Annotated in this window: 20 protein-coding genes; 2 read left to right on the plus strand and 18 right to left on the minus strand. The window is 44.3% G+C overall.

Annotated features, from left to right (window positions below; translation table 11 throughout):
- Nucleotides 1–58 precede the first annotated feature (58 nt).
- Together ABHC48_RS13575 and ABHC48_RS13580 are read right to left on the minus strand one after the other, a co-directional pair.
- Nucleotides 59–700, minus strand: a complete 642-nt coding sequence (locus tag ABHC48_RS13575; RefSeq protein ID WP_195699728.1) for a TIGR04100 family radical SAM protein — start codon at nt 698–700, stop codon at nt 59–61.
- A 151-nt stretch (nt 701–851) separates the two neighbouring features.
- Complete coding sequence (locus ABHC48_RS13580) at nt 852–1,823, minus strand: bifunctional hydroxymethylpyrimidine kinase/phosphomethylpyrimidine kinase (protein ID WP_195699727.1); 972 nt, start codon at nt 1,821–1,823, stop codon at nt 852–854.
- 109 nt (nt 1,824–1,932) lie between these two features.
- Between ABHC48_RS13580 and ABHC48_RS13585 the strand changes: the two genes are divergently transcribed.
- On the plus strand, nt 1,933–3,261 hold the full coding sequence (locus ABHC48_RS13585; protein WP_118579952.1) for a PLP-dependent aminotransferase family protein: 1,329 nt from the start codon (nt 1,933–1,935) through the stop codon (nt 3,259–3,261).
- A gap of 149 nt (nt 3,262–3,410) precedes the next feature.
- Here ABHC48_RS13585 and ABHC48_RS13590 read toward each other — a convergent pair whose 3' ends face one another.
- From ABHC48_RS13590 to ABHC48_RS13650, 13 genes are all read right to left on the minus strand, one after another.
- A complete protein-coding gene (locus ABHC48_RS13590) occupies nt 3,411–4,052 on the minus strand; it encodes a precorrin-8X methylmutase (RefSeq protein ID WP_118579949.1) in 642 nt (213 codons plus the stop codon).
- A 2-nt stretch (nt 4,053–4,054) separates the two neighbouring features.
- Nucleotides 4,055–5,563, minus strand: coding sequence for a cobyric acid synthase (locus ABHC48_RS13595; RefSeq protein WP_195699726.1), 1,509 nt, complete (start codon nt 5,561–5,563; stop codon nt 4,055–4,057).
- A gap of 15 nt (nt 5,564–5,578) precedes the next feature.
- The gene (locus ABHC48_RS13600) at nt 5,579–6,643 is read right to left on the minus strand and encodes a histidinol-phosphate transaminase (RefSeq protein WP_195699725.1); all 1,065 of its coding nucleotides are present in this window, start codon (nt 6,641–6,643) and stop codon (nt 5,579–5,581) included.
- A 127-nt stretch (nt 6,644–6,770) separates the two neighbouring features.
- Nucleotides 6,771–7,736 (minus strand): adenosylcobinamide-phosphate synthase CbiB, encoded by a 966-nt coding sequence (gene cbiB / locus ABHC48_RS13605; protein WP_195699724.1) that lies wholly within the window; start codon nt 7,734–7,736, stop codon nt 6,771–6,773.
- Nucleotides 7,733–9,235 (minus strand): cobyrinate a,c-diamide synthase, encoded by a 1,503-nt coding sequence (locus tag ABHC48_RS13610; protein WP_195699723.1) that lies wholly within the window; start codon nt 9,233–9,235, stop codon nt 7,733–7,735. The genes cbiB and ABHC48_RS13610 overlap by 4 nt, the downstream gene beginning before the upstream one ends.
- Before the next feature lie 64 nt (nt 9,236–9,299).
- Nucleotides 9,300–11,348: a precorrin-6A reductase gene (gene cobK, locus ABHC48_RS13615; protein ID WP_195699722.1), complete on the minus strand. Its 2,049-nt coding sequence runs from the start codon at nt 11,346–11,348 to the stop codon at nt 9,300–9,302.
- Nucleotides 11,341–12,081 carry a precorrin-3B C(17)-methyltransferase gene (gene cobJ, locus ABHC48_RS13620; RefSeq protein WP_173716581.1) on the minus strand — a complete coding sequence of 247 codons (741 nt, stop codon included), beginning with the start codon at nt 12,079–12,081 and terminating at the stop codon, nt 11,341–11,343. The genes cobK and cobJ overlap by 8 nt, the downstream gene beginning before the upstream one ends.
- Complete coding sequence (locus ABHC48_RS13625; RefSeq protein ID WP_243284531.1) at nt 12,074–13,180, minus strand: cobalt-precorrin 5A hydrolase; 1,107 nt, start codon at nt 13,178–13,180, stop codon at nt 12,074–12,076. The genes cobJ and ABHC48_RS13625 overlap by 8 nt, the downstream gene beginning before the upstream one ends.
- A gap of 46 nt (nt 13,181–13,226) precedes the next feature.
- On the minus strand, nt 13,227–13,985 hold the full coding sequence (gene cobM, locus ABHC48_RS13630; RefSeq protein ID WP_118579928.1) for a precorrin-4 C(11)-methyltransferase: 759 nt from the start codon (nt 13,983–13,985) through the stop codon (nt 13,227–13,229).
- Nucleotides 13,986–14,092: 107 nt separating this feature from the next.
- Entirely contained in the window at nt 14,093–14,776 is a 684-nt protein-coding gene (gene cobI, locus ABHC48_RS13635; RefSeq protein ID WP_195699721.1) for a precorrin-2 C(20)-methyltransferase, read from the minus strand.
- A 142-nt stretch (nt 14,777–14,918) separates the two neighbouring features.
- Entirely contained in the window at nt 14,919–16,094 is a 1,176-nt protein-coding gene (cbiD, locus tag ABHC48_RS13640; protein ID WP_195699720.1) for a cobalt-precorrin-5B (C(1))-methyltransferase CbiD, read from the minus strand.
- Between the two features lie 17 nt (nt 16,095–16,111).
- On the minus strand, nt 16,112–16,375 hold the full coding sequence (locus tag ABHC48_RS13645) for a hypothetical protein (protein ID WP_195699719.1): 264 nt from the start codon (nt 16,373–16,375) through the stop codon (nt 16,112–16,114).
- A 50-nt stretch (nt 16,376–16,425) separates the two neighbouring features.
- Nucleotides 16,426–17,769: an MATE family efflux transporter gene (locus ABHC48_RS13650; RefSeq protein ID WP_195699718.1), complete on the minus strand. Its 1,344-nt coding sequence runs from the start codon at nt 17,767–17,769 to the stop codon at nt 16,426–16,428.
- A 193-nt stretch (nt 17,770–17,962) separates the two neighbouring features.
- On the opposite strand from ABHC48_RS13650, the gene ABHC48_RS13655 reads away from it, so the two are divergent.
- Nucleotides 17,963–18,853, plus strand: a complete 891-nt coding sequence (locus ABHC48_RS13655) for an RluA family pseudouridine synthase (protein WP_243284530.1) — start codon at nt 17,963–17,965, stop codon at nt 18,851–18,853.
- A gap of 83 nt (nt 18,854–18,936) precedes the next feature.
- Here ABHC48_RS13655 and ABHC48_RS13660 read toward each other — a convergent pair whose 3' ends face one another.
- The 3 genes from ABHC48_RS13660 to coaBC all read right to left on the minus strand — a co-directional run bounded on the left by ABHC48_RS13660 (nt 18,937) and on the right by coaBC (nt 21,882).
- Complete coding sequence (locus ABHC48_RS13660) at nt 18,937–19,710, minus strand: type III pantothenate kinase (RefSeq protein WP_118579916.1); 774 nt, start codon at nt 19,708–19,710, stop codon at nt 18,937–18,939.
- A 93-nt stretch (nt 19,711–19,803) separates the two neighbouring features.
- Complete coding sequence (locus tag ABHC48_RS13665) at nt 19,804–20,454, minus strand: ECF transporter S component (RefSeq protein ID WP_195699717.1); 651 nt, start codon at nt 20,452–20,454, stop codon at nt 19,804–19,806.
- Nucleotides 20,455–20,682: 228 nt separating this feature from the next.
- Entirely contained in the window at nt 20,683–21,882 is a 1,200-nt protein-coding gene (gene coaBC / locus ABHC48_RS13670) for a bifunctional phosphopantothenoylcysteine decarboxylase/phosphopantothenate--cysteine ligase CoaBC (protein ID WP_118579910.1), read from the minus strand.
- Nucleotides 21,883–22,195: the final 313 nt, after the last annotated feature.

A 22,195-nucleotide genomic window follows, 5' to 3' on the forward strand; every position in this document is an offset into this window, starting at 1 on the left:
AAAGTGTCTCCAACTGATTTTATGATGCATCTGCATTGATGTCTTTTTTTCCTCAATTTTATTCCGCCGTATACTCCCGTACTCTCAGCGGAATTCCAAGCTTCTCTGCCACTTTACGGCTTTTCTCAACGTTTTCTTCCCCGATACAGTCTACAACCGTGAATTTCACATTTTCTGTATATTTTTTGCAATCCTGCGCAAATTTCAGCATGGCATCAAAGGCTTTCTCGCCGTAAGCCGGGCGTACCACTTCGTTGTAGGACTTGGCATCTGGCATATTTAAACTGATAGAAACAACATCGACCGCCTGACAGACCTCTTTCGCTATGGAACGCTTGTTAATCAAATCCCCCAGACCATTGGTATTCAGGCGAAGCTTGATTCCTGGACAGGGCTTCCCATCGCGGTCCAAATGTGCCGGATATTTGCTTCTCATATACTCACTGACAACGATCAGCTTATCCAGTGCCATAGTCGGCTCTCCATATCCACAGAAAACAGCTTCTTTGTATCCTGAAAAATCAAAAGCATCAATTGCTTTATAAATCTCCTCCATTGTTGGTTCCTTGTCAAACCATAAAGTTTTTGCCTCACCTACCGAATCTCCATTGTTGCGGATGCAAAAGGTACAGTTGCAAGGGCATTTATTTGTCAGATTAAAATACACCTCATCATTATAACAATATACGATATCTGCCATTATTACACTCTCCTTCTCATCTATATTGCGGTTCGCAGACATTACTTTGCGGCACTATAACTTTCTTTTCCGAAATCATTCGCTATCTCAAAGCACCTTGCGTAACATTGCCAGTGGATATTATCCTTTTACAGCAATTGTTATTCTCTTATCAACTTTTACATAATTCCCCAAGATACGCCTCGAAGCAGACTCCGTCATTCCGGTCTGTTCCTTCTTGTACCGTCTGGGCAATTGCCTTGGACAGAAAATTCACCGCCAGTTCTACGCAGTGCATCATGGACATCTCTTTCACCAGACCGGCACTAAGCACCGAGGCAAACAGGTCTCCTGTTCCAGAATAACTGCCTCCTATTTTTGGGGCAAAGCACCAGGACAAATGACCATTTTCCACCACAAGGTTTCCCATCTGCGGCAGACTTGTTTCCTTTGAATTTGGTTTTCCTGCCAGATTTTCTGTCTGCTCAGAAGTTCTACTTAACTTCTGAGTTGAAATTACAGATACCTCTTGAAGAATTGCCAAAACATTCCTCTTGGATTCCACGCCTGTAATCACAGCTGCCTGTAAGCCATATTCTTTTTTCAGCTGCTCCCCAATCTTTCCGATCTGTTCCAGCCTTTTCCTTCCATCCAGTTCCAAAAGGCTGGCATATCTTTTTTCCATCCCTTCTTTCCCATATAAAAGAAGCAGCGCTTCCGTAAGATTGGGCGTAATCACATGGGCGTTTCCCACCAGCTGAAGCATCTTTTCCCGCAGACCTTCTGTATAAATTCCATAAGCACTGCCATTATCTCCCATAACCGTATCCACCAGTACCATGGTCTTCTCTTTCCGGAACCTTCTGAGAAAATCCAGGATCTTATCAGCCTGCTCCTCGTCAGCCAGAAATCCTGTATAGATTCCATCCGGGGAAAATCCCCGTTTCTCCCATTCATCCATGATCTGTTCCATGTGCTCTGTATAATTGTCACAGTAATAGGAAGGATAACCAGTCTGGTTGCTGAGTACTGCTGTTGGCAGCGGTACCGCCTGCACGCCCATCACCGAGATCACCGGAATTGCCGCTGTCAGGGAACATTTTCCAAGCCCTGACAGATCCTGAATTACCGCTATTTTTTTCAAATATATCACTCCTGATTTTTATTGTAAATTTTTCGTTTATATTATAAAATATCACCTAAGTGTATGTACAGAAATATCCAAATTCAACTTTTTTAGAGGGGACAGTTTTATGTTAAACATTGAAAAGAATCAAAACCGCACTACGCATCTTTATATGGAAGTTTACGAATACTACCGGAAACTGATCCTGGATGGGAAAATGACACCCGGAAGCAAAATGCCTTCTCTCCGCAAGTGTTCCCAGGAGCTGAAGCTTTCCCGCACTACTATTGAAACTGCCTATCTTCAGCTTGCCGCAGACGGCTACATTATGGCAAAAGCCCAAAGCGGCTATTATGTCACAGAGATTGCCTCCCACCAGCATAAAAACAACCAGCCGGGTACTCATAAAGAAACTCATTACCGCTATGACCTGGCATCTTCAGGTGTGGATAAAGAAAGCTTTCGTTTTGACCTGTGGAGCCGTTACATGAAAAGCGCCCTCCGGCAGAATGAACGCATGCTGACCTACGGCGAACCCCAGGGGGAAGCGGATTTCCGGGAAACTTTGTCAGATTACATCCGTGAGAGGCGGAACATTCTTTGTTCACCGGATGATATTGTAGTAGGCGCCAGTTTCCAAAGCCTGCTGCAGATTCTCTGTCCTCTTATCCATGAAGTATATCCGGAATTTCACTGGGTATCCTTTCCAACCCCTTCTTTCGTTCACGGAAGCACAGTTTTCGGGGACTATGGATATGAGATCTGTTACCGTAACAAAGACTGTGATGTGGTCTATGTTTCTCCTGCACACATGACAAAGTGGGGCGAAATCATGCCGGTAAAGCGCCGTCTGGAGCTTTTGAAATATGCAAATGAACGCCATCATCTGGTAATCGAAGATGATTTCGAAAACGAATTTGTCTATTTCCAGAAGCCTACCCCTTCCCTTTTCGGACTTTCCGGAGGACAGGGCGTAGTTTACATTGGTTCATTTTCCAGATTGCTGCTGCCTTCTATCCGTATCAGCTTTATGATCCTGCCTCCTGAGCTTCTCAATGCTTATAAAAAGAAAGCCGGATTTTATAACCAGACTGCTTCCAAGGCAGAACAGATTGCCCTGTGTCAATTTATCCGGGACGGTCATCTTGCTGCACAGACCAGAAGGCTGAAACGACTTTATTCCTCCAAATTAAAGCAGCTTCGCAGCTCAGTCCGTCAGGTATTTGGCACTGGCTGTCAGATTCAGGTGGGCGCAGCCGGTACCAGTCTGGCTCTTACTTTGCCTTATGAAAAAAGTGGGGATGAATTAAAAAAACAGGCCTCTGAAAAAAGCCTGCATTTACAAATTTTAAAAGAAAGTGAGAAAGATGTGACGGTACTTATGTCCTGCTCTTCCATGCCAGTACAGGATTTCGTCCCGGCCTGCGAACTGCTGAAGTCTGTAGTTTTGGACTAAACGGATATGTCGCCTATTCGGCGACGTCACCATATATGAAAGTCAGCTGTTCCGCGCCTATGGCGCTCCCACAGCTGCCGTCCGGGACTTTTATAGTAAAAGCAGCGTATACTTTGCCATTTACCACAGACAGAGTATACGCCGTTTTTTTATCCCCGATTGTTGTCAATCATATACAGCAAGGCATTACAGATGCACGCTGCGATATTTGATCCACCCTTACGCCCGCGGGCTACAATGTACGGTACCTCTGTATGCATGATCAGTTCCTTGGACTGCACCACATTCACAAACCCCACAGGCACACCGATGATCAACTCCGGATCCAGCTTTTTATCCTCGATCAGCTCATAAAGGCGAACCAGTGCTGTAGGTGCATTTCCAATGGCAAAGATCAGCTTTTTATCCAACCCGGCCGCCTTGTCCATGCTGGCTGTGGCACGGGTGGAACCATTTTCTTTCGCAATCTTCGCCACATCCTCATCTGACATAAAACAGTAAACCTCACCGCCATACCTTGCAAGGGCGCGTTTATTGATTCCTGCTTTTGCCATCTGGGTGTCGGTTACAATACAGGCGCCATCTTTAATTGCCTGAATCGCTTTTTCCACTGCGTTTTCGGAAAAACAAAGATTTTTCGCATAATCGAAATCAGCGCTTGTGTGAATACATCTCTTTACCACCAGCTCTGTTCCCGGAATCAGAGGGGTATCACCAAGCTCCTCTGTGATGATCTCAAAGCTTCTTTTCTCTATGTCCATTGGTTTTACATTTTCCAGTTCTACCTTCATATTTATACCCCCTCTTCCAGGATTTCATATATTTTCTTCATATCCAGATGTTTCCGTAGCTCTGCTGCCAGGATATCATACTGGGTTTCCTTAAACGCCTGGAAATCCATACCAGTCATTCCAGATACATCCAGACCTTTCTTTTCTCCAATGATCTGTACGATTGCCTCAGCTACTGCCTCTTTATCAAAAACACCATGTACATAGGTTCCGCACACATTGTCAAGATAAGCACCATCCGCCTTTCTCTCTCCGGTTACGCTATCCTGAATACTGGTAGATGGCTTTGCATCTCCCTTCAGGGCAGTCTCACCCATATGGATCTCATATCCTTCCAGAGCAGTATCACTAAGCTTCGCAAACGCACCAGTCAGCTGGCTGAAAGAGCCTTCCACTCTGGTTCTGGTCTTTTTCTCAGCAAAAACGGTATCCATTGGAAGAAGGCCCATACCTTTGATCGTTCCGCCAGCTTCCACTCCATGAGGATCGCTTAAAGTCTCGCCCATCATCTGATAGCCACCGCAGATTCCAAAGATCAGCTTTCCTTTTGCAGCCTCCTTCAGGATCAACGCTTCCAGGCCATTTTCCCTCATCCACAGAAGATCTTCCATTGTATTTTTGGTCCCCGGCAGAATGATCATATCCGGATTACCAAGCTCTGATGGATTTTTCACATAACGAAGGGAAACCCCCTGGATACTCTCCAGCGGATTAAAATCTGTGAAATTAGAAATTCTGGGCACTCGGATCACCGCAATGTCAATCAGGTCTACTGTCCGATTTGTCTCAAAACGTTCCGTCAGGCTGTCTTCATCTTCAACCTGAATATTCAGATAAGGAGCTACACCCACAACCGGAATGCCGCTTCTCTCCTCCAGCATTTCCACCCCGGGATCCAGAATGGTTTTGTCTCCACGGAATTTATTGATGATCAGACCTTTTACCATCTCCTTCTCGTCTTCTTCCAGAAGCATAACAGTTCCGATCAGCTGGGCAAAAACACCGCCGCGGTCAATATCTCCCACCAGAAGAACCGGAGCCTTCGCCATTTTCGCCATACCCATATTTACGATGTCATCACTTTTCAGATTGATTTCCGCTGGACTTCCGGCTCCTTCTATAACAATAATATCATTTTCTGCTGCAAGAGCATTGTAAGCCTTCATAATATCCGGCACCAGTTTTTTCTTATATTTAAAATAATCCCTGGCGCTCATATTTCCCAGGACTTCGCCATTTACGATTACCTGAGAACCAACATCATTTGTAGGCTTTAACAAAATAGGATTCATCAGAACAGAAGGAGCAATTCCGGCTGCTTCTGCCTGCATCACCTGGGCACGTCCCATCTCCAGTCCTTCTTTTGTGATAAAAGAATTCAACGCCATATTCTGGGACTTGAAAGGTGCCACACGGTACCCGTCCTGTTTAAAAATTCTGCAAAGGCCTGCTGCCAGAAGGCTTTTTCCGGCATTGGACATTGTCCCCTGCACCATGATTGCTTTTGCCAAAATGTGTTCCTCCTTTTATAAAATCACATTTTCAACTTTGGTTCTATCTATTTCTTTCAATGCCCTGACAAGCTGCTGATTTTCTTCATGTTTCTTCACCGCCACCCTGTAATATCCTTTGGAAAGCCCGGTATAATTACTGCAATCGCGGATCAGGATCTTCTTCTGCTCCAGCTTCTCATACAAATCCGCCGGACCTGTAAAAAACACGTAATTCGCCTGAGAAGGATAAACCGGATAGCCAAGTGCCGCCAGTTCTTCTTTCAGATATGCCAGTTCCTGAAAGGTCACCTGTCTTCCCTTTTCTACATATTCTCTTTCCTGCAAAGCCGCCAGACCAGCCGCCTGTGCCATGGAAGAGACATTCCAGGGCTGACATACACCTTCCATTTTCCTCAGAAGTCCTTTATTTCCGCAAAGGCCATAGCCAAGTCTCACGCCTGCCATAGCATAGCGCTTTGTAAAAGCTTTCAGAAGAAACAGATTGTCATAGGTTTCCAGATATTCTTTTAGCGTATATTTTTCTGGTGATGGAGCGAAATCCAGGAAGCATTCGTCCACAGCCATAAGAATATCAAGCTCCTGACAACGCTTCAGAATTTTTTCCAGCAACGGTTTTTCCACCAGAAGCCCGGTTGGATTATTGGGATTACACAGGAAAATAATGTCAATCTCTTTTGTCAATGCCTGTAAGAAGTCTTCCTCCAGCACAAACCCCTTTTTCCCATTCAGGGGAAAAAACTCTACCTGGCAATCCACACTATATAATGCCTGCTGGTATTCTGCAAAAGTCGGAGCCGGCACCAGAGCCCGTCTTGGATTCACCGCCCGGCAAAGGGAAAAGATCACCTCTGCAGCGCCGTTTCCGCAGATCACCTGATCCGGCTTCGTATTCTCATATTCTGCAATGGCTTTTTTTAAGGGAGTGCAGCCTACCTGGGGGTAGTCATTTATATGCTCCAGACTTTCAATGATCGCTTTTTTGATTCCCTCCGGGGTACCAAGAGGATTGCAGTTTGCTGAAAAGTCAATGCACCCCTGATGATGATACACATCACCGCCATGTATGTGTTTTTCCATTGTTGTCTCCATTCAAGTAATTACATGATCTAAAGCGTGTTTGAAAAAGGCTTTCTGTAAGATGTGCGTCACAATTTTAAAACATACTTTAATCTTTTATTTGTTGCTGTTTTTTCAGCAAAATCCGCTATAACACAGTTTTCAGAAGAACACTCAGCCCGAAGAATAAAATTGCTCCCACAATACAGGTTGCATAAAGCAGTTTATTCGCTCTTGGAATATCCTCGATTTCAACCGGGCGGATCGGATCCCCGATCGTCGGTTTTTCATATAGCTTACCAAAATAATAAGCATTTCCTGCCAGCTGAACATCCAGTGCTCCTGCCATAGCCGCTTCTGTCTGGGCAGAATTGGGGCTTGCATGATTGCGGCGGTCTCTTCTGTATATTTTCACTGCATTTTTGGTATCCATTCCAACAAATACTGTGGACAATGCCATCAACCAACCGGAAATTCTGGCTGGAATATAATTCGCCACATCGTCAAGTCTGGCTGCACATCTTCCAAAATACAGATATTTATCGTTTTTATATCCAAGCATAGAATCCATAGTGTTGATGCCCTTGTACAAAAACATCAGGGGAATTCCACCGATTGCCATATAAAACATAGGGGCAATAATTCCATCTGAAGCATTTTCTGCAACCGTTTCCACAGCAGCCTTAGTCACGCCTTCTTCTGTAAGCTCTTTTGTATCGCGGCCTACGATCATGGAAACTGCATACCGCGCCTCCTCAATGGTTCCGTTTTTCAATCGGTCATACACTTTCATGCTTTCAGCTTTCAGAGATTTCGTCGCAAGTAATTGTCCGCACCAGAAAGTCTCCAGTGCAAAACCCAACCAGAAATTCCATTTATAAAGCAGATAGATCACACCGTAAGGAATAAAAAAGGTAATAAGACAGACAAAGACAACCTCCAGAATGCCTCCTGCCCGCTCACCCTTATCTGTTTTCGGAAACACCTTTCGTATTCCTTTTTCCAGTATGCTGATCAGATTTCCTATAAGACATACCGGATGATATAGCCATCTTGGATCTCCTATAAGCAGGTCAAGAATAAAACCTGCTGGAAGAGTTAATAATCGTATCATTTTTGTAACTCCTTATACTCCAGACACTTTTTTAAAAATGCCTGTGGGATTTTCGGATTTGCGTAATAATATAAATGAGGAAAGCCAGCTAACAAATGATCAAAGCCGTGCATGCAGTCCCACCCGCGTTTGCTTTCCGGTTTGGAAGCATGAAATGCAGTTCCACAATTATCCGAATCAAAATAATGAAATTCATGGGCCGGACTTACTCCAAGATCTGACTCCCCAAGAATTGCAGTTTCCTGTTTTCCATGGGAAATCCCCTGATTCTGCTTCAAAGTAATATAGCCAAACCGGGTCAGTCTGGGTGTGCGCCATACCTTACCCGGAATAACGCCTGCCATTTCATAGAATTTCCCATCCATTCCCTCCATGCTTTCGTGGAGATACATGAACCCACCGCATTCTGCAAGACAGGGCATTCCATCCTTTATGGCTGCCGCAATTTCCTGCCGCATAGAAAGATTCTCCTCCAATGCTTTTCCATTTAATTCCGGATATCCACCATAGAGAAGAAGTCCGTCCAGATTTTCTGGTAAATGTCCGTCATGTACAGGCGAAAAGGCCACCAGCTCGGCACCCATGGAACGAAGAAGATCCAGATTGTCTTCATAAAAGAAGCAGAATGCCTCATCTTTCGCAAGACCGATCCGAAGCTTCTTTGGGCTTTTCCAGGTATACACCTGACTCATTTCAGTCAATACATCCACTTCTCTTTTCACCTTTTCAGCTATTGCACTGGTTCCAGCTGGCTGACATAGGGATCTCTCATCTGTCTTTTCCAGCAACGGATATTCCAACACTGGTGCCTCATTGGCCAGTTTCAATATCTCTTCAATTTCCAGACTGTTCTCCAGCACTTCTGCCAGCTTCAAAAGCCTTCCCTTTAATTCCGGAATTTCTTCCGGAAGAACCAAGCCCAGATGTCTGCTTTCTATCACACAGTCCTCTACCTTTGGCACATAGCCCAGCACTTTAATACCAAGCTCTTCTTCTATCAGCTTTTTCATTCGGGGATAAAGCATGGGCGACATCTGGTTAAAAATCACGCCCTTTATATGGCTGTCCCTTTTATACTCCATAAATCCTTTTATGTAAGCAGCAAGTGAAACACTCATTCCTTTGCTGTTCACGATCAGAATTACAGGTGTGTCCGTTACCCTGGCCAGATCATAGGCACTTGCTCTGGTGGTAATTCCTGCCACTCCATCGTAAAATCCCATGACCCCTTCCATCACTGCTATTTCACAATCAGCACTGTTTTTTGCAAGAAGGTATCTGGTAATCTCCTCTCCTGTAAAAAAAGTGTCCAGATTTCGGGATTTTGTACCAATTACCTGGGTATGGAACATGGGATCAATATAATCCGGTCCGCATTTAAAGGAGACTGTCTTTATTCCTCTGTTTACCAGTACCTGCAGCAGACCACAGGTGAGAAGTGTTTTTCCGCTTCCGCTGGCTCCTGCTGCAAGCAAGATCCTGGGTATTCTTTTTTTCATGATAGTCCTCCTCTTCTTTCCGCGCCAACAGCCTTTTTCTGCACTCTTAAGAAAACCACACCTGTCATATCTGCGCCCGGGGGCTCTGGCAGGTAATGATATAAATAGGATTTTCTCCCATCATTAGATGGTATCTTCCAATCTCTTTTGATCTGGAGGCTGTAAGCTGCACTGCTTCCTGATCTGCGAAATCGTATTCTTTCAATATCTCCAGTGCCTCACTGATAGTCTCCAACGTAATGCAGTTGATCACGATCCGCACATCCTGGTTCTTTTCTAAAAGCAGGGCAACGATTTCTTTCAGATTTCCTGATGAACCGCCGATAAACGCATGAGTTGGAACCGGCAGTTCTTTTAGTGCTTCCGGTGCCTCGCCCTTTATAATTTCCAGATTATCCGCTGCAAACCGCTGTTTGTTTTTGTAAAGAAGAGCCACCGCGTCATCCTTTTTCTCAACAGCGAAAACCTGTCCCTGATCTGCGCGAAGAGCCATTTCCACAGAAACAGAACCTGTTCCGGCACCTACATCATAACAGATGGAATCTTCCTGAAGACGAAGCTTGGAAAGGGAAACACATCTCACCTCTTCTTTTGTCATAGGTGCTTTTCCACGGATAAATTTCTCATCTGGAATTCCATGAGTGGAAAATGCCGGTCTGGCTTTTTCATTGTAAGCACAGACAACGCTCAATGCCTGACCCGCATAGGAAGTCAGTTCACTGGCGTTCGCCTGGAATATTTTTTCATCTGGATAGGAAAGATTTTCTCCAACATAGAGAACCACATCTCCCATCTCATATTCCACAAGTTTCTGTGCAAGTTCCGCAACTGCACTTCCTGTTCCCAGAATGGAAAAAACCTTCTGATTCTGCTTGATCATGGAAACCAAATTGCAATTTTTGCCGTGGGTGCTGGTGATCTTCGCATCATCCCAGGATAAACCGATCTGGGACATAAAATAAACCACAGAAGAAATTCCGCAGATAATCTCAATGGAGACACAGCCATTCTCTTTTTCACTGTGCTCCTGCCCTTTTAAATCATCTGCTAAAACACCCTCTGGTTTCCTTCCATTCAACACATCCAGCAGCTTCTTCGCTCCGCTGTAGAATCCCACATCCCCGGACAAAGCTATCACAATATTCTCATATTCCGGATGGCTCTTAATATAAGCTCCAATCACATCACTGCGGTATTCATACACCACCGGCTGTCCCGGCTCCCGGATGGAATCTGCCATACGCCTGGCCCCAATGATCAGATCAGCTCTTTGAACTGCCCTTTTTCCCTGAATTGTAAGGGTTTTCTCACTTCCCATCCCAATTCCCAGAAGTGTAACGTGAGGTTTCAGGGTGAGTCCAAAGTGTTCCGCGAGCATATGTTTACATTTTGCCACAGAAAGGCCCTCTTCTTCCTGCAGCGGTCTTCCAATTATAACAGGAATCACATCGCACATAAGTGCAGCATCAATTTTCTCTTGAAAACCACCTGCTTTTCCTGTATCCTTTGTCACAAGATATCTGCAGTCATACTGACGAAGCATGGCCGCGTTTAATTCCATGGAAAAGGGTCCCTGCATACCGATCAGATGCTTGCCCTCAAAGCCATAACCTTTGCAGGTTTCCATCACAGATGGCAAAGACAGAACACGGGCATAAATGCGTTCTCCAGCATCAGACAAAGCTGTAAATTTTCCAAGCTCCTTGCTGCCTGTGGTAAGCAGGATATTTCCTTTTGTACCTTCCAGAAATTCCACTGCTGCCTCTGTATTCTCCACATAAACAGCCTTATCCTGATAAGCACCGGCCTCTCTTAATACTCGCTGGTAAGAAAAACCTGTATTTTGGCAGGCAGCACGAATATTCTCCGTTACCTCGGCAGCATACGGATGGGTAGCATCCAGCACCAGTCCGGGACTGAGTTCTTTCAGAAGATTTTCCATCTCCGCCCCATTCAGGCGGCCAGCGTGGATTTTCAGATATTCGCCCTCTTTTAATGATTTGCTGCCGTAATCGGTAGCGACACATGCAAGCACACTTACTTTATTTTTTGCCAGAAAGCTGCAGATTTCACAGCCTTCTGTGGTGCCTGCAAATACGACAACATCAAACATTTTTATATCCTCTTGGTGTTACCATTTTTCCATCAATATTTCTGGTCTGTGAATTTCCAATAAATACAGTGGTAAACATATCTACCTGTGTTTCTTTCAATTCAGCCAGAGTCATAACCCGGGCAGTTTCACCCTCGCGGTTAATGTTCTGCACGGTACCGCATACTGTTTCCGGAGATTTGTGTTGAAGCATAAGTTCGCAGGCTTTTTTCAGATAATCGTGTCTCTTGTGACTGGACGGATTGTAAAGAACAATCACAAAATCAGCTTCCGAAGCCAGAAGAAGACGCTTCTCGATCTTTTCCCATGGTGTGAGCAGATCACTGAGACTGATCAGACAGAAATCGTGGATCAATGGAGCACCAAGCACTGCTGCTCCTCCGGTTGCTGCTGTAACACCTGCAACTACTTCCAGCTCCACCTCCGGATAGTTTGCGCCGATTTCATACATAAGACCAGCCATTCCGTAAACTCCCGCATCACCACTGCAGATCATGGAAACTGTCTGGTCTTTCATAGCCTCATCAAAAGCCATTACACAGCGGTCTACTTCCTTTCTCATAGGTGTGGTGAGAAAAGATTTTCCCGGAAAATGGTCTTTTACAAGATCAATATAAACCGTGTATCCAACGATCACATCACTTTTTTCAAGAGCTGTAGCTGCAGCTCCTGTCATTCCTTCATAAGAACCTGGTCCGATTCCTACCACATAGATTTTCTTTTCTTTACTCAAAACGTATCCTCCAATCTCCAAGGACAAGAGCCGTTGTCACGCCCTCTGCGCCCTGTTTTCTCTGTATAAAATGAATGCCAGTATGATTCTCTGCGGCTTTCACCGCGCTTCGTTCACACACATTATCCACACCTACTGTCTTACTCACAAAAGAGGATGAGGTGAATTCACCCTGCACAGACAGAAGTTCCTCACTGGAAAATGTTTTGAAAGGAACTCCCAGCTTTTCTGAAAGAGCCAGAAGCCCGGGTTCTTCTTTTTTTACATCAATGCTTGCAAGAGCTGCAACTGCCTCCGGATAAATGTCATTTTCTTTCAGGCAGCTGAATGCTGCTTTTTCCACGGCTTCTGATTCTTTATTTCTCCGGCAACCCATTCCAAGCACGACAGCCGGTGGAACTACGTGCGTCGTTGAGGCAAAGGGTTGACAGCTTTTATGTACGGTCACAGCAATTCCCATCTCTGGAAGCGGTGTGCCGTCCACAGTCTCGTACAATGCTTCTGAAAGTGGTATGCCTGTTCTTCGGCAACAGATCAGTCCCTTTGGCAGTTCTCCCTCACAGGGAAATTCGCTAAAGAATCCAACCTTCTCACCTGCCAGCAGCGCAGCAGAAACCTCTTTCGCCTCTTTCATTAGAAAAATGTGACAATTGTTTTTCTTTGCAAACACATCCACAGCAAATTTCCCCTCAAGGTCTGTGGCAGTTGTGACTACAGGGATTGCCTGTAAAATGTCTGCAGCCAGACAGGCAAGTTCATTTGCCCCGCCAAGATGTCCAGACAGCAGGGATATCACAAATTTGCCCAATTCATCTACTACCAGCACAGCCGGGTCTTTCTTTTTGCTCTGTATAAAGGGGGCGATGCTGCGTACTGCGATTCCGGCTGCTCCAATGAAAATGATACTGTCTGCAGTTTCGAACTGTTCTCCCGTCCATTTCCCGCAGCTTCCCTTTATAGAATCTGGAATGTATTTGCTCTTTGTGAAAAGAGAAACTATATTTCCTTCTTTTTCCAGTCCTTTTTTTAATTTCTCTCCTGTCTGCTGCCCTGTCAGGGTGTAGCATATCATGGAAATTTTCATCCGTTTTCCTTTCATCTGGAACAGGCTCTAACCTAAGCTGCCATATCAAATAACCTTATTCTTATTTCGTTGCTTCACGGAACTCTGTTGTAAATCCTGGATCGTATAACTTGGAACGGTCATAATGAGCGGCATTTACGCAGTCTCCAATGATCATAAGTGCAGTCTTCGTAATATGATTCTCCTTCGCAGTCTGCGCCAGGGTTCCTACTGTGCACACAAATTTCTTCTCATCCTCCCAGGTTGCCTTATACACAATCGCAGCAGGAGTATCTGCCGTATAACCGCCTTCGATCAGTCTTCTGCTCAGTTCTTCCAGCATTCCTGTGCTGAGAAAAACAACCATAGTTGCCTGATGAGCGGCAAAGGACTGAATGCTTTCCTTTGGCGGAACCGGAGTTCTGCCTTCCATACGGGTGATGATCACGCTCTGGGAAATATCCGGCAGCGTATATTCCAGATTTAAAGCACTTGCCGCACCGCAAAATGCGCTGACACCAGGACAGTAATCATAAGCAATTCCCTTCTCATCCAGCACATCCATCTGCTCACGGATGGCACCATAAATACAGGGATCACCTGTGTGAAGTCTTACTGTTGTCTTGCCGGCCGCTTCTGCCTTTTCCATAACAGAAAGCACCTCTTCCAGTGTCATCTTTGCACTATTATAAATAGTACAAATATCCTTTGTATACTCCAGAAGTTTGGGATTTACCAGAGATCCTGCATAAATAACTACGTCTGCTTCTTCCAGATATTTCTTTCCCCTTACGGTGATCAGATCCGGTGCTCCGGAACCTGCTCCTACGAAATGAATCATGGCTTTCTCTCCTTTTTCACTATAATTTTTATTGTGCGGCAAAGTTTTATAATTCTTACTTTAATAAATTTTCACTTTGCCTACATTGGTTTTTTATTTACATTATCTTATTTTTCCTTCACAATGATCAACGAATAATAACCTGCATCATCTGGAATTTCTTCCACACTTCTATAAATTTTCTCATCTGGCATTCCGCAATTTTCAATCATCTCGGCCTTATTACCAGATGCTTTGATCTGTGCTTTTACTTTCTGCATTTTTTTGCCGGTTTTCATCAAAACTTTCGTTCCGGGAAGCTTCAATGCTTCTTCTATCTGATAGGAGGCAGGGATTACATGAAGCTGCTGGGATTTTTCCACCAGTCCTTCATTAAATCTGGCACTGACTGCACAAAAGGATGTAATGCCGCTGACGATTTCTGTGGCATATCCCAGCTGTTCCACACGTTTGTGTACATAAATATATGTAGAATATACGGTCGGGTCTCCCAGGGTGAGAAATACTACATTTTTTCCTTTCTCAAGCCATTCTGCAATTATTTTTGCTCCTTCATCATGAACACGTTTCAGTTCTTCTCTGTCTTTGATCATGGGCATTGGCAGGGAAATCATCTGTTTGCTGTCAATTTCCGGGTACGCTCCTTTCATGATCCTGTATGCCACAGATTCTATTGGCTTTTCCCCTGGAAAAGCCAGTATATCTGCTTCCTTTGTAAGTCTTAAGGCCTTTAAAGTGATCAGCTCCGGATCCCCTGGGCCAACTCCTACGCCATATAATTTTCCTGTCATAGATCTCTCTTTCTGAAATAGTTTTTAAGCATAACTACTCTGTTTTTATTTTTTGCTCTCATAAACTGAACATATCTTTATTCGTAAAAATGCCCTGCAACATACTGTCCATGCCTGCAATCTGCACACTCTATCATCCCGCTTACATTTGAAGTTTAAGCATTTTATCCTGCTTCTGAATTTCCTGAATCAGTTCACTGGCATCTCTTGTTTTTCCCAGATATCCATATACATTGTTAAAAACAACCGCACCAAGCTTAATTTGTTCATAGGAACGGTGATCCAAATAAAACTGGATCTTCTCCATAATTTCTTGCATTGCAGGCTCTAAAAGACCTTTTTCGTGCAAAACATCAAGGGCATCATCTGTGGTATTGCAATTCAAGATAGCTCTTGCTGTATCTCCATCCGCTCCCACTCTGAGGGCATTGGCTGCAAGCACTTCCATACGGGCATCTGCACTGTGGGAATGGGTGTTCATAATTCCTGCTGCTACCTTTACAAACTTGCCAATATGGGCCACAAACAGGATTCCTTTCACGCCCATATCCACAGCCATATCAATGGTTTCTCCCACATAATTGCTGCACTTGATATTTCGTTCGAAAGGTAAGGTCATGTGCTCACGCAGATAATCTGCCCCATAATTTCCAGGTGTCACAAGAAGATACTTCTCACCTTGGGTAAAATGCTGCTTCATTTCCACATGGATGCTCTCCACAAGGGCTTTTTCGCTCATCGGCTCCACGATTCCGGAAGTTCCAAGGATGGAGATTCCTCCTGTGATTCCCAGCCTGGGATTAAAGGTCTTTTTCCCAATCTCCACTCCTTCCGGAACGGAAATTACAACCTTTAGGCCACCCTCATAATCATGGGAAACTGCTGCTTCCTCTGCTTCCCGAAGAATCATTGCACGAGGAACAGGATTGATCGCCGCTTCTCCCACTTTCTGGGAGAGCCCAGGTCTTGTAACTCTGCCTACGCCCGCTCCGCCATCTATAACGATTCCGGCAGTATCCGTCTTCCACACTGTAGCATACACAAGAATGCCATTTGTTGTGTCCGGATCATCTCCGGCATCTTTTTTCACTGCACAGGTAACCTGATTTTCACTGATCTGAATATCATGCAGTTCCAGGTCAAGGAGGATTCCCTTGGGAGTCATAAGCGGTACAGATGTTAACTTTTCTTTTCCCAGAAGCATCAGGCAGGCGCCCTTGCAAGCTGCTGCCGCGCAGGAACCTGTAGTATAGCCAAAACGCATTTTCTTCTGTCCGCGGATCACATAATAATCTTCCAATCCTGTCTTATGTTCCATGTTTCTTGCCTCCAAAGCTATGAGGAACCCGCTATGCAGGTTTCCGGGATTGTGACGGCAATCTTCACGTCCGCCCCATCTGTTACGTAAATAAAAGAAGCCCTGTCCTGACAACAAAGCTTCTTTCCTATCAGTCTTATCCCGGTTGCCGCAGGAAATCCTGTTTCTGAAAAAGCAACCAGTATCTGACTGTACAGTAACGGACTTGTGCAGGAATTACACCTGGCTTCCTGATCATGCTTTTCCCTGTTTTTATCCGTTACATTATATAATTTTGCCATTTAAAAGTCAATAAAAGGGGATCGCTTTCCTTATCTTTTGCAGTTACCTTTTACACAACTTTATGTTCCATCCATTTTCCACTCTTAAACCGCAGACCAAACACGATCGCACGTACCGTCCAGTCTGTGAACATTCCGATCCAGACAGCCATCGGTCCCATGCCACATACCCGGATCAGATAAACGCACAGGCAAAAGCGGAAGGTCCACATAGTAATGCAGGAAGTAATCATGGAAAACTTCACATCTCCTGCCGCACGCATGCCGTAAGCCGGAATAAACGCAAACATCCATACGATTGGTTTCACAATGGTGATCCAGAACATCATATCAAGACACATTTCAGCGCTTTTAGCTTCCATTCCACCAATCATGGTAATCGGCCGTGCAAGGACATATACCACTGCACAGCAGGCGATGAGAAAGACTTCGGAAAAGATCATCAGTTTCTTCATATAATAAACTGCCTCGTCTTTTTTTCCGGCTCCAAGACTCTGTCCCACTACTGTCATAAGTCCGATTCCAACACCAATTACAGCTGTTCCATTTAACATCTCCAGCATATTTGTCATAGCCTGGGCTGCAATTGCAGTGGTTCCAAGTGTAGAGACTGTAGACTGGATTGCCAGCTTTCCAAGCTGGAACATGCTGTTCTCTATGCCAGAAGGAATGCCAAGAGCAAGAATCCTGCCAATCATTTTTCCATCCGGACGGATTTTCAGATAATCACGTACCACAATTGGCTGCCTGTCTTTTCTAAGCTGGTACAGCACTACTACTGCACAGAAAATTCTGGACGCCAGTGTGGAAATAGCTGCTCCGGCAACTCCCATATGAAATACCCAGATCAGGATTCCATTTCCCACAATATTCATCACATTGGAAATAATGGAGATTACCATCGGTCCTCTGGTGTTTTCCTGTGCACGGAAAATGGATGCTCCGGCATCATAAAGTGCAATAAAAGGATAGGACAGCACAGTATAAAAGAAATACACCATAGAATTCTCCATAACATCCGCGTCTACTTTTCCGAAAATAAAGCTAAGAAGCGGTGCACGGAAAGCAAGTCCAAGCACAACGATGAAGACAGAAATGGCTGTTATAATAAAAAGTGCCTGCCTGGCTGATTTGTTCGCCATCTCGTGATTCTTCTGTCCAAGATACTGGGTACAGATAATGGTACCTCCAGCTGCCAGTGCAGAAAAGGCTTGAATGATCAGTACATTGATAGAATCCACAAGAGAAACGGCGGAAATGGCCGCAGAACCTACATTGCTGACCATCATGGTATCTACCGTACCCATCAAGGCATTTAATAGCTGCTCCATAATAATGGGAACAAGAAGCGCCCGGAGCATTTTGTTTGTAAAAAGATGTTGCTGTTGTTTCATATGTTTTCTCTTTTTCCTTAAATGTATAAATAGTTCCTGTCGCATGGATGTATATCTCATAAAACTGCTTCAGATACTTCCATGCAAATATTTTCTGTGCTATTATACACCTTGAGCGAAAAAAATACAGTATTTAATTACGCACAATCCTTATGTTTCAACATAATTTTAATACAATTTCAGGAGGAACACCTTGGACAGAATTCTTACATACACTATAAAGCCAGAGCAGGAAGGAATGCAGCTTCTTGATTTTCTCAGGAGCAAGGGCTTTTCCCGGGGAATTTTATCTTCCATGAAGGCAGATAAAAATGCGATTCAGCTAAATGGTGAACGAGGATTTGGGAAATCAATTCTTCAGGCCGGGGATTCTCTTCACATACATATTCCGGAAGCGGACAACACTGAGAATATCCTGCCTGTGAAAATGGATCTTTCTATTCTATATGAAGATGAAGATATTTTAGTCATAAATAAGGCGGCAGACATGCCTGTGCATCCTTCCATTGGAAATTATGATAATACACTGGCGAATGGAGTTACCTGGTATTTCAAAGAAAAAGGACAGCAGTTCGTCTACCGCTGCATCAACCGTCTGGACAGAGACACCACAGGAGCCCTGATCCTGGCGAAAAATCCTTATAGTGCAGCAGTTCTCTCTGCCCAGATGAAACAGCGTCAGATCCGGCGTACCTATCTGGCAATTGTACAGGGAATCGCACCAGAGCAAGGAACTATTGATGCGCCTATCGGGCGCGCAGCAGATTCCACCATCGAAAGACAGGTGGATTTCGCAAATGGGGAAAGTGCGGTCACACACTATGAGCGATTAGCCACCTATCATTCCTACTCTCTCATCGAGCTCCATCTGGAAACCGGACGCACTCATCAGATCCGTGTGCATATGAAGTACATTGGACATCCGCTGCCAGGAGATTTTCTCTACAATCCAGATTACAGAATTATAAAAAGACAGCCCCTGCACTCCTTTCAGCTGGAATTTGCTCACCCTGTTACAGGAGAAAACATGTGTATTACTGCCCCTGTCCCAGAAGATTTTGCAGATGCCTTTCATCGTTCCTAACGGTAACCGAATTCGGGCAAAAACAGGTCAGAACCTCATAACCGTGAAGTTCTGACCTGTCTCATTTTTCACTCTCAGAAAGCTTATAATTCTTTTCTGTTCTTCTCATATATAATGAGCAAACCTTTTAACAAAAGATCCTCATCCAACAAAATCTCCCGCTTGCAATGTGGGATAATCTTACGTGCAAGACCACCAGTTGCAACAACTGTAATTTTCTGACCAAGCTCTTCTTCAATTCTGTCAACAATTCCGTCAAGGGCTGCTGCATTGCTGTAAATCACACCGCTTTTCATGCATTCAATGGTATTTTTTCCAATGATGCGCTTCGGTGCTTCAATACTGATTCCGCTAAGCTGAGAAGCACGGGCTGTAAGGGCATCCAGGGACACTCCCATTCCGGGAAAAATCATGCCTCCCACATAATGCTTCTTCTCATCTACCACGCTTACCGTACTTGCAGTTCCCATATCAATAATTGCCAGTGGAAGAGAATATTCATGAATTCCTGCAACTGCATTTGCTACAAGATCTGCTCCAAGCTGTCCGGGATTATCCATCAGGATATTCAGTCCTGTTTTTACACCTGGTCCCAATACCATAGGTTCTTTTTTCAGAACCTTTTCAGCTGCAAGCTTCACGGCATTGGTAATCTGCGGTACTACAGAGGAAATAATGCAGCCTTCAATATCAATCCGCTTAATATGATATAAATCCAAAACTGTCTTCAGGTCAACTGCGTATTCCAGTTCTGTTTTTGTACGGACAGTGGAAAGTCTCTCAATGAAATAGGTTTGCTTTGAATCAATGCAGCCAACCACAATATTTGTATTTCCAATATCAATTGCTAAAATCATTTTTTCCTCCATGGTTTCTCTATCATCAGCCAGACTGCTTTCAGCCGCAATCAGCGGACCTTTTCAGAAACAATCTGGCTGTTTTCAATTTTCTTAAACTTCTGCTGTTTTTACCACTTTCTCAGATTTCTTCTCTGTTCCCGGAAGAAGCCTTGCCTTGTAAAGGGCTGCACCTACAGCACCTGTGATAACGGTAGCGGAAAGCATTTCACATACTGCGTTGATTCCTACAAATGTACAGATGAACAGAATCACGTTTTTTCCACCCATAAGTCCCTGTACATACTCGGTATTTCCGAAAAGGCCAACTAATAACCCCATAAAAAACAGAGTATTGAAAAATGCGGAAAGAAATCCTGTTACAGCGCAGGAAAGATAAATATTTTTTGATTTTCTGCGGACTCCCTGGAAAATATATCCAAGAAGAAGTCCGTCAACCAGTCTTGGAATAAATCTCTGAACAAACGCCAGGAATGGATTGATTCCGAATAAGGTAACACCCATAAGGCTGGTACCGCCAATGCCGATACACTGTCCAAAGCTGGTAAGTCCGAATACGGCTCCCGCAATGGCTCCGCCTACAGGTCCCATTGTAATTGCGCTGATGGCAACCGGAATAATATTAAAGGTGATTGCAAGAGGCCCGATATTCAGGTAGCCAAGAGGTGTGTAAGCCATAAGAAGCAGAATTGCGATCATAAGGCCCAGTAAGGTGATTTGAGATGTTGTAAATTTTTTGTTCATGTTGTCCTCCTTGTTATCGTTCCCTATATTAGAGCCTATTCAGACTCAGGGATACAATACGGTATGGAACAGCGGGCATGCTTTTTTTGTATTTACCCGCCACTCTGAAAAATGTGTTATCCTCTGTCCAGATTTACAAAATACAATCTGCGAATATAACACCAGTGCCACTGCCTGCGGCTTCGCAAAAGATTTATAAATGCTGCCAGAATGACAGCCTGTAAATAACTATCTGCGAACTCTCTCAAGCAGTATTTTATCCAGGATCTTACCGGCTGCATCCTCCTTGCTCATTAGCGGGAGTGATACTTCCTCATCCTGTGTAATCAGAGTCAGAACATTGGTGTCCCCCTGGAATCCGGCGCCTGCCATTTTTACATTGTTGGCAGCTACCATATCCAGATTTTTCCTGGTAAGTTTGACTCTGGAATTACCGATCATATTCTCTGTTTCCATGGAAAATCCACAGAGAAACTGTCCATCCGGTTTGTGCTCTCCAAGATATTTCAGAATATCATCTGTTCTCTCAAGGGCAATGGACATGTCATCGTCTTTCTTTTTAATTTTTTCATCGCTCACACTGGCCGGACGATAGTCTGCCACTGCTGCTGCTTTAATGATAATATCCTGTTCCTGACTGACAGAGGTTACAGCCTCATACATATCTCTGGCTGTTACCACTGGAACCACTCTCACAAATGGTGGCGGTGCAAGTGCAGTACGTCCACTTACCAGTGTGACATCTGCTCCGCGCAGCATAGCCATTTTTGCAATGGCATAGCCCATCTTGCCGGAAGAATGGTTGGTAATATAACGGACAGGATCAATTGCCTCCTGGGTAGGACCGGCGGTAACCAACACCTTCAGCCCTTTCATATCCTTCTCACAGGCACACTCTCTCAAAATATAGTTTAAAAGAGTCTCAGGCTCCGGCATTTTTCCCGCTCCGGTATCGCCGCATGCAAGATAGCCTACAGCAGGATCGATTACTTCGTATCCATAATGCTCCAAGGTTTTTAGATTATCCTGGACAATGGGGTTCTCGAACATATTGGTGTTCATTGCAGGAGAAATAAATTTCTTGCATCTGCATGCCATAATGGTGGTTGTAAGCATATCGTCTGCAATTCCATGAGCCAGCTTGCCTATCACATTGGCACTTGCCGGTGCGATCATCACAACGTCAGCCTTTTTCGCAATGGACACATGCTCTACCTGGAACTGAAAATTCCGGTCAAAGGTATCCACAAGGCATTTATTCCCGGTAAGTGTCTCAAAAGTAATGGGATTAATAAAATTAGTGGCATTTCTGGTCATTAGCACATGAACGTCTGCCTGCTGCTTCTTCAGCGTACTTGCAAGATATGCGATCTTATATGCTGCAATACTTCCAGTAACTCCCAGAAGAACTGTCTTTCCCTCTAACATTATCTTCCCTCATCTCTCTTTGAAATCTTTTGGACAAAATTCATCTGTTATTTTATATCTTTGTCCGTACCGCTTATTATAATGCAAAGAGACGTATGAATGCAATGTATTTTTTATATGTTCGGCTTTTCATACATAATTTACCTTTATATGCATCTTTTCTTTGTTTTTTTATCTGTTATAATAGCCTTAGACTTTTAACAGCTATTCCAGAGCATGTTTGAAAATCCTTCCCGCAACCTGCATGCCCCACTTTGCGGGAAATTTTGCCATCTGTTTTCGACTTTCATTATAAGGATACTACAAAAGAAAG

Origin of the sequence: Ruminococcus sp. 1001136sp1, assembly GCF_039841815.1 — a bacterium.
Classification (GTDB): domain Bacteria; phylum Bacillota; class Clostridia; order Lachnospirales; family Lachnospiraceae; genus Blautia_A; species Blautia_A faecis.